Raw genomic sequence first — 11,192 nt, 5'->3', positions numbered from 1 at the left:
GGGGGGGGGGGGGGGCGCCCCCCCACTAGTGCGGGTTAGCGCCCCCGGTGGGGCGGGGGGGGGTGTGCGCTTTGGCGAGGACGTCCCCACCGGACGACGGACCGCCTGCCTCCGGGACTCCGGAGGCAGGGGCTGCCCCAAGGGGCAGAGGGGGTCCTCCATCAGCCTCGGATGCGGGTCATCTCGGGGTCGACGAGCGGCTCGGCGGCGACGGTGGCGGGGATGCGGGTGCCGAAGTACTCGATCTCGACAGCCGTCCCGACGGTCGCCGAGGCGGGCAGCCAGGCGTAGGCGATCGGCCGGCCGACGGTGTGCCCGAAGGCCGCGCTGGTCACGTAGCCGGCCGGGCGGCCCTCGACGAACACCGGCTCGGAGCCGAGGACGACGCTGCGGCCGTCGTCGATCGTCAGGCAGGACAGCCGGCGGCTCACCGTGTCGTCGCCCTTCCCGGCGAGGGCCTGCCGCCCCACGAAGTCGGACTGCTTCTGCCGGCGGACCGCGAACCCGAGACCGGCCTCGTAGGGGTCGTGCTCGGTGGTCATGTCGTGGCCCCAGGCGCGGTAGCCCTTCTCCAGCCGGAGGCTGGCGAAGGCCGCGCGGCCCGCGGCGACCACGCCCAGGTCCTGGCCGGCGCGCCACAGCACGTCCCACAGCCGCCGGCCGTCGTCGGCGGAGGCGTAGAGCTCCCAGCCCAGCTCGCCGACGTAGGACAGCCGCATCGCCGTCACCGGCACTCCCCCGATCCGCGCCCGCGTGGCGCGGAAGTACCGCAGCCCGTCGTTCGAGAAGTCGTCGGAGCTGACCCGCTGGACCAGGTCGCGGGCCCGCGGGCCCCACAGGCCGATGCAGCAGGTGCCGCCGGTGACGTCCCGGACCTGCACGCTGCCGTCGTCCGGCGCCTCGTGCAGCAGGTGGTCGTGGTCGAGGGGACCGTTGGCGCCGACCTGGAACAGCTGCTCGCCGAGCCGGGCGACGGTGAGGTCGCTGCGGATGCCGCCGGCCTCGTCGAGGGCCAGCGTGTAGGTGACCGACCCGACGGACTTGTCCATCTCGCCGGTCGTCAGCCGCTGCAGCAGGGTGAGGGCGCCGGGGCCGCTGACCTCCAGCCGCTTGAGCGGCGTCATGTCGTACAGCGCCACGGCCGTGCGGGTCCGCCACGCCTCCGCCGCCGCGATCGGCGACCAGAACCGTCCCGCCCAGGCGTCGCGCTCCGGCGGCACCCACTCCGCGGGCAGCCGGTCCACCAGGTGCGCGTTGGCCTCGTACCAGTGCGGCCGCTCCCAGCCGGCGGCCTCGAGGAACACCGCGCCGAGCTCCTGCTGCCGGGCGTGGAAGGGGCTGACCCGCAGGTCGCGCGGGGACAGCCGCGGCTGCAGCGGGTGGACCACGTCGTAGACCTCGACGAAGTTCTGCTGCGAGGTCTCGCGGACGTACTCCGGCGCGAGCTGGACGTCCTCGAAGCGGTGCACGTCGCAGCCGTGCAGGTCGAGCTCCGAGTGGCCGTCGACGAGCAGCTGGGCCACCGACCGGGCGACACCGGCCGAGTGCGTCACCCAGACCGCCTCGGCGATCCAGAAGCCCGCCACGTCCCGCGACTCGCCGATCAGCGGGCCGCCGTCCGGGGTGAACGAGAAGACGCCGTTGAAGCCCGAGTCGATCTTCGTGGCCCGCAGCGAGGGCAGCAGCAGCCGGCTCTGCTCCCACGCCGGCGCGAAGTCCTCCTCCGTGAAGGGCAGCATCGAGGGCATCGCCGACTCCCGCACGCCGTCGCCCTGGGGGAGCTCGCCCAGGTCGACGGGCATCGGCCGGTGGGCGTAGGACCCGATGCCGAGGCGGTCGACGCGCTCGCGGTAGTAGAGGTCCTGGTCCTGGTGGCGCAGGATCGGCAGGCTCGCCTCGCCGAGCTCGTCGTTGCGGTCGACCAGCTCGGGCACCTGGCCGGTCCAGACGAACTGGTGGGCCAGCGGCAGCAGGGGCACGTCCATGCCGACCATGGCGCCGAGCTCCTGGCCCCAGAAGCCGGCGCAGGAGACGACGATGTCGGCGGGGAGAACGCCGTCGGGGGTCCGGACGCCGGTCACCCGGCCACCGGCCTGCTCGATCCCGGTCACCCGGGTGCACCCCTGGAAGCGGGCGCCCCGCGCCTCGGCGCGGCGGGCCAGGGCGACGACCGCCCGCGACGCCTTGGCCAGGCCGTCGCTCGGGATGTGCAGGCCGCCGAGGATGCGGTCGCGGTCGACCAGCGGGTGCAGCCGGAGGCACTCGTCCACGTCGACCACCTGCGCCTCGACGCCCCAGGAGGTGGCCCAGCCCTGCTTGCGGTGCAGGTCGGCGAGCCGCTCCGGCGTGGTGGCGACCTCGAGGCCGCCGACCTGGTTGAAGCACCAGGCGCCGTCGACGTCGATGCCCAGGAACTTCTCGACCGTGTAGCTCGCGAAGGCGGTCATCGTCTTCGAGGCGTTGGTCTGGAAGACCAGCCCGGGCGCGTGCGACGTGGAGCCCCCGGTCAGCGGGAGGGGTCCCTGGTCGACCACGGTGACGCGGTCCCAGCCGCGGGCGGTCAGCTCGTCGGCCAGGTTGGCTCCGACGATGCCCGCTCCGATGACGACCACACGAGGCGTGGTGGACATGGCTCTACTCCTGACCGGCGGTGGTGGGGGTGAACTCGAGGGCCGCGTCGAGCAGCCAGTCGGCGAGGTAGCCGGCGAACGAGGACCGGACGAGCACGAGGTGGTCGTCGCCGGCGTCGGACAGCGTCAGCAGGACGACCCCGGCCTGGCCGAGCGTGGTCTGCGCGCTGCGGCCACGCCCGGAGACCCGCGGGTGCAGGTCGATCGAGCAGCCCCTGGCGAGCACGTCCCGCACCCGCGCACCGGTCAGCCGGAGACCGATCCGCTGGGCGGAGACGTCCGTCGCGGACCCGCCCAGCGGGACCACGGCGGCACGGACGCGGGCCTCCAGCTCCTCCGGGGCCTCCGTGCTGCTCGTCAGCAGCCACTCGTCGGGGCCGAGCCAGACGGCCCGTCCCGAGCCGGCGGGCACCCAGGTGTTCGGCGCCGTCGGCAGGTCCACGCCCAGCGCCGCGGCGGCCTCGGTGCCCACCGCGGGCAGCCGGACGTCGACCGTCGCGACGTACGGCTCGACGGCGATGCCGACGTCGGCGGGCAGCCGCGCGAACCGGGTGGTCCACGCCTCGAGCGGGTGGGTGCGCAGCAGCTCAGCCATCGCGACGGGCTCCTTCGGGGTCGACGAGCACCGACCCGGTGACCTCGACCGGGACGAGGGCGCCGCCGACGGGGACGTGGACGGTGTCGCCGACGCGGGACCGGCCGCCCTTGAGCAGGGCGAGGGCGAACGGGCGTCCGAGCTCGGCGCTGCGGTAGCTGGAGGTGACGTGCCCGAGCATCGGGACCGGCGGGGGCGGCAGCTGGCCGTCGGCCCGGAACTCGACGATCTGCGACCCCTCGGGCAGCACCGTCTGCCGGTCCACGGGCAGCAGGCCGACCAGCTGCTTGCGCAGCGGGTCGGAGTTGGCCGGGCGGGCGAAGGAGCGCTTGCCGACGAAGTCCGGCTTCTTCTTCGACACCGCCCACGCCATGCCGAGGTCGTGGGGGGTGACGGTGCCGTCGGTGTCCTGCCCGATGATCGGGTAGCCCTTCTCCGCGCGGAGCACGTGCATCGTCTCCGTGCCGTACGGCGTGATGCCGAACGGGCGGCCGGCCTCGAGCAGCCGCTGCCACACCGCGACGGCGTACCAGGGGTTCACGTAGACCTCGAAGGCGAGCTCGCCGGAGAAGCTGATCCGGGCCAGCCGGACCGGCACCCCCTCGAGGGTGGCGTCCCGCCAGGTCATGAACGGGAACGCCTCGTTCGAGACGTCGACGCCGGGGAAGACGGCGCCGACCACGTCGCGGGATCGGGGGCCCACGACGGGGAAGGTGGCCCACTGCTCGGTGACCGACGTGCAGTGCACCCGCAGGTCGGGCCACTCGGTCTGGAGCCACTCCTCCATCCAGTCGAGGACCTTCGCCGCGCCGCCGGTCGTGGTGAGGACGAGGAAGCGGTCCTCGGCCAGCCGCAGCACCGTGCCGTCGTCGATGACCATGCCGTCGACCCCGCACATGACGCCGTAGCGGACCGAGCCGACCTTCAGGCTGCTCATCAGGTTCGTGTAGAGCCGGTCGAGGAGGACGGCGGCGTCGGGGCCCTGGACGTCGATCGTGCCGAGAGTGGAGCCGTCGAGGATGCCGACGCCGGTCCGGGCCGCGGCGCACTCGCGGAGGACCGCGGCCTCCATGTCCTCGCCGGGCCGCGGGTAGTACCGGGGCCGCTTCCACTGGCCGACGTCCTCGAGGACCGCGCCGGCCGCGACGTGCCAGTCGTGCAGCGCGGTGACCCGCTCGGGGTCGAAGAGCCGGCCGCGGTCGCGGCCGGCCAGCGCGGCGAAGGCGACCGGGGTGTAGGGCGGCCGGAACGTGGTGGTGCCGGTGTCCTGCACCGGGATCCCCAGCAGCTCGGCGGTGATGCCCGACGTGAGGACGCCGGAGGTCTTGCCCTGGTCGTGCGCCGTCCCGATCGTCGTGTAGCGCTTGACGTGCTCGATGGAGCGCAGGCCGGCGCCGACCGCGCGGGCGATGTCGGCGACCGTCGCGTCGCGCTGCAGGTCGACGAACGAGGTGCTGCCGGCGGCGCCGGAGGTGTCGGGCACCCGCCACAGCACCAGGGGCGCGGCCGGGGCGACGGGCTCCGGGGCGGTGGGCAGCCGGTCCTCGGCCGCGGGCGCGATGGCCAGGGCGGTCAGTGCCGCGCGGGCCACCCGCTGCCCGTCGGCCAGGCACCCGGCCAGGTCGGACACGCCGGCCGCCGAGCCCGCGACCGAGAGGCCGTCGAGGTCCTCCCCGGGGACGAACGCGCCGAGCGCCTCGTCGTAGCGCAGCCGGCCGCGGGCCTGGCTGAACAGGTGCACCGCCGGGTTCCAGCCGCCGCTGACCAGGAGCAGGTCACAGGCGACGGCGGAGGAGGCGCCGACCTCCCCGTCGGCGAACGGGGCGACGAGGGCGTGGGTGACCCGCTCCTCGCCACGGGTGCCGGTGACGACGGCGCCGGGCAGGACGCGGATGCCGGCCTGCTCGCACTCCTCGCGCCGGAGCGGCGAGCCCTCCGGGCGGGCGTCGACCACCGCCTGCACCCGCACGCCGGCGCGGGAGAGGTCGAGGGCGGCGTCGTAGGCGCTGTCGTTGGTGGTGAAGACGACGGCCTCGCGGCCGGGCAGCACGCCGTACCGGTGCAGGAACGTCCGGGCGGCGCCGGCGAGCATGGTCCCCGGGCGGTCGTTGTCCGCGAACACGACCGGACGCTCGTGGGCCCCGGTCGCCACGACCACGGCGCGGGCCCGGAAGCGCCACACCCGCTGCCGGGACAGGTGCCGCGGTGCGGCCGCTCCGAGGTGGTCGGTGCGCCGCTCGAGCGCCAGGACGAAGCCGTCGTCGTAGCTGCCGAAGGCGGTGGTGCGCTGCAGGTGCAGCACCTCCGGGTGCGCGGCCAGCTCCGCCACCGCGCCCGCCACCCAGTCCGGCGCCGGGGCGCCGTCGAGCCGGTCGGTGCCCGACAGCAGCGAGCCGCCGGCCTCGGACTGCTCGTCGACGAGCGCGACCCTCGCCCCCGCCCGGGCGGCACTGAGCGCCGCGGCCAGCCCCGCAGGACCGGCCCCCACGACCAGCACGTCGACGTGGTGGTGCACGGCGTCGTACCGGGCGGAGTCGGGGACGTCGGCGAGGCGTCCCTGTCCCGGCAGACCGGAGGCGGCCAGCCCGTCGAAGAGCTCGACGGTCGTGGCCAGCAGCATGGGCTCGGGGAAGGGCTCCTCGATCTGGACGAGTCCGCCCGGGTCCTCGGCCCAGGCCGCGGCGATGCCGCGCGGCCGGCCGAGCTTGACGCTGGTGGCGACCCGGTGGCGGCCGGAGGCGAGCAGGGCCGAGGCCAGCGTGTCGCCGGGGTGGCCGGTGAGGGTGTCCCCGTCGAAGGTGAACTCGAGGGTGGTGGTGCGGTCGATGCGGCCGCCCTCGGCCGTCCGGGAGCTGCTCGTCACGGGGTCACCGGCTTCGGGTCGTCGAGGCGGTCCACGCGCTCGAAGCGGTAGGTGGCGGTGTCGCGGACGGCGGTGAACCAGCGGCGGCAGCCGGCGCTGTGGTGCCAGCGCTCGGTGAAGCGGCCCCGGGGGTTGTCGCGGAAGAAGACGTAGTGCGCCCACTCCTCGTCGGAGAGCGCGCCCGGGTCGTCCGGGTACGGGACGGAGGCCTGGCCGCCGTAGGAGAACTCGACCTCCTCGCGGGGGCCGCACCACGGGCACGGGATGAGTTGCACGGAGAGCTCCTGGGTGGGGAAGGACGTCAGTGGGCGACGGCGGCCGCGCCGTGCTCGTCGACGAGCGCGCCGGTGACGAAGCGGTCGAGGCCGAACGGCGCCACGGTCGGGTGGGGCTCGTCGTGGGCGACGGTGTGCGCCAGGGCCCAGCCGATGCCGGGCGTGGCCTTGAACCCGCCGGTGCCCCAGCCGCAGTTGAGGTAGACGTTGTCGTAGGGGGTCCGCCCGACGATCGGCGAGGCGTCGGGGCTGACGTCGACGATGCCGGCCCAGCTGCGCAGCAGGTGCGCCCGGGCGAACACCGGGAAGAGCTCGACGGCGGCGGCCATCTGGCGCTCGATGACGTGGAAGGCGCCGCGCTGGCCGTAGCCGTTGTAGGAGTCGACGCCGGCGCCCATGACCAGCTCGCCCTTGTGCGCCTGGGAGACGTACACGTGGACGGCGTTGGACATGACCACCGTGGGGTGCACCGGCTCGAGCAGCTCGGAGACCAGGGCCTGCAGCGGGTGGCTCTGGATCGGCACCCGGATGCCCAGCAGATCGGTCAGCACGGAGGTGTGCCCGGCCGCGCAGAGGACGACCCGGCCGGCGGCGATCGTGCCGCGGGTGGTCTGCACCCCGGTGACCCGGTCGCCGTCGGTGCGGAAGCCGGTGACCTCGCAGTCCTGGACCAGGTCGATGCCGGCCTGGTCGGCGCGCCGGGCGAAGCCCCAGGCCACGTAGTCGTGCTTGGCGATGCCGGCGCGCGGCTGGTAGGTGGCCCCCATGACCGGGTAGCGGATGTCGGGCGAGGTGTTGACGACCGGGCAGACCTTGCGGACCTCGTCGGGCTCGAGCCACTCGGCGTCGATGCCGTTGAGCTTGTTGGCCTCCACTCGGCGCACGCTGTCGCGGACGTCCTGCAGCGTGTGGGCGAGGTTGAGCACGCCGCGCTGGCTGAACAGGATCGGGTAGCCGAGGTCCTCCTCGAGCCCCTCCCACAGCTCCAGGGCGTGCTCGTAGATGGCCGAGCTCTCGTCCCACAGGTAGTTGGACCGGATGATCGTGGTGTTGCGGGCCATGTTCCCGCCTGCCAGCCACCCCTTCTCCAGGACCGCGACGTCGGTGATGCCGTGGTTCTTCGCCAGGTAGTGGGCGGTGGCCAGGCCGTGCCCGCCGCCGCCGACGATGACGACGTCGTACGAGCGCTTCGGCTCGGGGTTCCGCCAGAGGGCGTCGGGGTGCTCGGGCAGGTCCGCGCCGGGGGTGCGGGGACTCATCGGGCGACCTCCGTCAGGTCGGGGTAGAGCGGGTGACGGCCGGCCAGCCGGGTGACCCTCCCGCGGAGCCCGGCCAGCTGTGCCTCGTCCACCTCGGGCCGCAGCGCGGTGGCGATGACGTCGGCGACCTCGGCGAAGTCGTCGACGTCGAAGCCGCGCGCCGCCAGGGCGGGGGTGCCGATGCGGACACCGGAGCTGACCATCGGCGGGCGGGGGTCGAAGGGCACCGCGTTGCGGTTGACGGTGATGCCGATCGCGTGCAGCCGGTCCTCGGCCTGCCGGCCGTCGAGCTCCGAGGCGCGCAGGTCCACCAGGACGAGGTGGACGTCGGTGCCGCCGCTGACCACGTCGATGCCCGCCCCGCGCGAGTCGGGCGCCAGCAGCCGGTCGGCCAGGATCCGGGCGCCGGCGAGGGTGCGCTCCTGCCGCTCCCGGAACGCTGGTTCGCCGGCCAGCTTGAAGGCGACGGCCTTGGCCGCGATCACGTGCTCGAGCGGCCCGCCCTGCTGGCCGGGGAAGACCGACGAGTTGAACCTCTTGGCCAGGTCGGCGGTGGCGAGGATGACGCCGCCGCGCGGGCCGCCGAGGGTCTTGTGGGTGGTCGAGGTGACCACGTGGGCGTGCGGGACGGGCGACGGGTGCAGCCCGGCGGCCACCAGCCCGGCGAAGTGGGCCATGTCGACCATGAGGTGGGCGCCGACCTCGTCGGCGATCCGCCGGAACTCGGCGAAGTCGAGGTGCCGCGGGTAGGCCGACCAGCCCGCGACGACGAGCTTCGGGCGTCGCTCGTGGGCCAGTCGCTCGACCTCGGCCATGTCGACGCGGTGGTCGCCCGGCCGCACGTGGTAGGCCGCGACGTCGTAGAGCTTCCCGGAGAAGTTCAGCCGCATCCCGTGGGTCAGGTGGCCGCCGTGCGCCAGGTCCAGCCCCAGGATGGTGTCGCCGGGCTGCAGGAGAGCCGACATCACCGCGGCGTTGGCCTGCGCACCCGAGTGCGGCTGCACGTTGGCGTACTCGGCGCCGAACAGCGCCTTCAGCCGGTCGATGGCCAGCTGCTCGACGACGTCGACGTGCTCGCAGCCGCCGTAGTACCGCCGGCCGGGGTAGCCCTCGGCGTACTTGTTGGTCAGCACCGAGCCCTGGGCCTGCATCACCGCCACCGGGGCACAGTTCTCGCTGGCGATCATCTCCAGCGTGGTCTGCTGCCGGGTCAGCTCGGCGGCGATCGCGGCGGCGACCTCGGGGTCGGTGTCGGCCAGCGACCGGTCGAGGACGCGGTCGGGAAGAGCCCGGGCCGGGGCCGGTGGTGCAGCGTCCAGCTGGACGACCATGCCGGGTCCCTCCTGTCATGAGATGGGGCCGAGGACTGGTATATCAGTCGTCCAACACCGTAGGGTGACCGCCGGACGGGGTCAAGAGGCGCCCGGGGACGACCTCCCCGGCCCGCCCCGCCCGCCTCCGCGGCGCGCTCCGCAGGGCAGCCCCGCGTCCGGTCCGCACGTCCCCCGAGAGGAGATCCGCCGTCATGGCCTACGAGGTGAGGGGCGTCGTCGCCCGCAGCAAGGGCGCTCCGGTGAGCGTCGAGACGATCGTGGTGCCCGACCCCGGCCCCGGGGAGGCGGTGGTTGACGTGCAGGCCTGTGGAGTCTGTGCGACCGACCTGCACTACCGCGACGGCTCGATCACCGACGAGTACCCGTTCCTGCTCGGCCACGAGGCCGCCGGCACCGTCGCCGCCGTCGGCGAGGACGTCACCGACGTCGCCGTCGGCGACTACGTCGTCCTCAACTGGCGGGCCGTCTGCGGCCGGTGCCGCGCGTGCCGGCGGGGCGAGCCGCAGTACTGCTTCGACACGCACAACGCCGCGCAGAAGATGACGTTGACCGACGGCACCGAGCTCTCCCCCGCACTCGGCATCGGCGCCTTCGTGGAGAAGACGCTGGTGCACTCCGGCCAGTGCACGAAGGTCGACCCGGCCGCCCCCGCCACGGCCGCGGGGCTGCTCGGCTGCGGCGTGATGGCCGGCGCCGGCGCCGCGATGAACACCGGCGCGGTCCGGCGCGGCGAGAGCGTGGCGGTGTTCGGCTGCGGCGGCGTCGGCGACGCGGCGATCGCCGGGGCGAGGCTGGCCGGGGCGACGACGATCGTCGCCGTCGACGTCGAGGACCGGAAGCTGGGGTGGGCGAAGCAGTTCGGCGCCACGCACACGGTCAACTCACGCGCGACCGACCCGGTCGAGGCGATCCGGGCCCTCACCGGCGGCTTCGGGGTCGACGTCGCGATCGACGCGGTCGGCCGCCCCGAGGTGTTCGAGCAGGCCTTCTACGCCCGCGACCTCGCCGGCCGCGTGGTCATGGTCGGCGTGCCGGCCCCCGACATGCGCATCGAGCTCCCCGCCATCGAGGTCTTCGGCCGCGGCGGCACCATCAGGTCCTCCTGGTACGGCGACTGCCTGCCCAGCCGTGACTTCCCGTTGCTGGTCGACCTGTACCTGCAGGGGCGGTTCCCGCTCGACCGGTTCGTCACCGACGTCATCGGCCTGGACGACGTCGAGGCGGCGTTCGACGACCTGCGCCGGGGCGAGGTGCTGCGCTCGGTCGTGGTGCTCGACAAGTGAGCGTCCGGGCGGACACCGGCCCGGGCTCCCCCGGGCCGGTGCTGCGGGGACCCCGCGGCGCGCTGCAGCGGGCGCTGCGGGAGGCCGGCTACGAGGTCCTGCCGTTGCGCGGGGCCGAGGAGCAGGTCGTCGAGCACGTCCCGCGGACCGTGCCGCTCACGGTGACGGTGACCGAGGCGCGGGGCCTGACGCCCACGCTGGAGCTGGCCGAGCGCCTGTCCGGCCACGGCTTCGGCGTCACGCCGCACCTGGCCGCGCGGCTGGTCCACGGCCCGTCGCACCTCGCCGACGTCGTCGCCCGCCTGCACGCCGCCGGCGTCGAGGGCGTGTTCGTCGTCGGGGGCGACGCCGCCGAGCCGGTGGGCCCGTACCCGGACGCGCTCTCCCTGCTCGAGGAGCTGGAGGGCCTCGGCCACCGCTTCCGGCACGTGGGGATCGGCGGGTATCCCGAGGGGCACGGGCACATCGGCCGGGAGGTCGTCGAGCGCGCCCTGGAGCGGAAGGCCCGGCACGCGACCCACGTGGTCTCGCAGCTGTGCTTCTCCGCCGCGACGACGGCGGCCTGGGCGCGCCGTGTCGCGCAGCGCGGTGTCGACCTGCCGATCCGCGTCGGCATCCCCGGAGCGGTGACGCGCCAGAAGCTGGTCCGCATCTCCGCCGGGCTCGGCCTGGGGCAGTCGGCCCGCTTCCTGTCGAAGCAGCACGGCCTCCTCTGGCGCTTCCTCCTCCCGCACGGGTACCGGCCCGACCGGCTCGTCGAACGCCTGGCACCCGCCCTCGGCGGCCCCGGGCACCACCTGCAGGGCCTCCACGTGTCGACCTTCAACGAGGTGGCGCGGACCGAGGCGTGGCGTCAGGAGTGGCTGGCGCGCCTGTCGGACGCCGGGGACGGCTGAGCGGTACGCCCGCGGACGGCAACGGGGCCGGGAGGACGACGTCCTCCCGGCCCCGTT

The 11,192-nt window shown here is 74.6% G+C and carries 8 protein-coding genes; 2 read left to right on the top strand and 6 right to left on the bottom strand.

Translation table 11 applies throughout. From position 1 onward, the window contains the following. Nucleotides 1-161: 161 nt before the first annotated feature. From ACI78U_RS24120 to ACI78U_RS24095, 6 genes are read right to left on the bottom strand one after another with little or no spacing between them, the layout of a single operon-like run. Nucleotides 162-2,630, bottom strand: coding sequence for a GcvT family protein (locus ACI78U_RS24120; RefSeq protein WP_456877965.1), 2,469 nt, complete (start codon nucleotides 2,628-2,630; stop codon nucleotides 162-164). 4 nt (nucleotides 2,631-2,634) lie between these two features. Beyond that, complete coding sequence (locus ACI78U_RS24115; protein WP_456877963.1) at nucleotides 2,635-3,225, bottom strand: sarcosine oxidase subunit gamma; 591 nt, start codon at nucleotides 3,223-3,225, stop codon at nucleotides 2,635-2,637. Then, the gene (locus tag ACI78U_RS24110; protein ID WP_456877961.1) at nucleotides 3,218-6,088 is read right to left on the bottom strand and encodes a 2Fe-2S iron-sulfur cluster-binding protein; all 2,871 of its coding nucleotides are present in this window, start codon (nucleotides 6,086-6,088) and stop codon (nucleotides 3,218-3,220) included. Before ACI78U_RS24110 ends, ACI78U_RS24115 begins: the two co-directional genes overlap by 8 nt. After that, on the bottom strand, nucleotides 6,085-6,363 hold the full coding sequence (locus ACI78U_RS24105) for a sarcosine oxidase subunit delta (protein ID WP_456877959.1): 279 nt from the start codon (nucleotides 6,361-6,363) through the stop codon (nucleotides 6,085-6,087). Before ACI78U_RS24105 ends, ACI78U_RS24110 begins: the two co-directional genes overlap by 4 nt. A 26-nt stretch (nucleotides 6,364-6,389) precedes the next feature. Beyond that, nucleotides 6,390-7,622, bottom strand: a complete 1,233-nt coding sequence (locus tag ACI78U_RS24100; RefSeq protein ID WP_456877958.1) for a sarcosine oxidase subunit beta family protein — start codon at nucleotides 7,620-7,622, stop codon at nucleotides 6,390-6,392. Continuing rightward, the gene (locus tag ACI78U_RS24095) at nucleotides 7,619-8,953 is read right to left on the bottom strand and encodes a serine hydroxymethyltransferase (RefSeq protein WP_456877956.1); all 1,335 of its coding nucleotides are present in this window, start codon (nucleotides 8,951-8,953) and stop codon (nucleotides 7,619-7,621) included. Before ACI78U_RS24095 ends, ACI78U_RS24100 begins: the two co-directional genes overlap by 4 nt. A gap of 194 nt (nucleotides 8,954-9,147) precedes the next feature. On the opposite strand from ACI78U_RS24095, the gene ACI78U_RS24090 reads away from it, so the two are divergent. Together ACI78U_RS24090 and ACI78U_RS24085 are read left to right on the top strand one after the other, a co-directional pair. Then, complete coding sequence (locus tag ACI78U_RS24090; protein WP_456877954.1) at nucleotides 9,148-10,239, top strand: S-(hydroxymethyl)mycothiol dehydrogenase; 1,092 nt, start codon at nucleotides 9,148-9,150, stop codon at nucleotides 10,237-10,239. Next, nucleotides 10,236-11,135, top strand: a complete 900-nt coding sequence (locus ACI78U_RS24085; protein WP_456877953.1) for a methylenetetrahydrofolate reductase — start codon at nucleotides 10,236-10,238, stop codon at nucleotides 11,133-11,135. The genes ACI78U_RS24090 and ACI78U_RS24085 overlap by 4 nt, the downstream gene beginning before the upstream one ends. Nucleotides 11,136-11,192: the final 57 nt, after the last annotated feature.

The sequence above is a fragment of the Geodermatophilus sp. SYSU D00710 genome, from assembly GCF_054050195.1.
The sequence above is the reverse complement of the archived record's forward strand: the minus strand, read 5'-3'. Positions and strand labels throughout refer to the sequence as shown.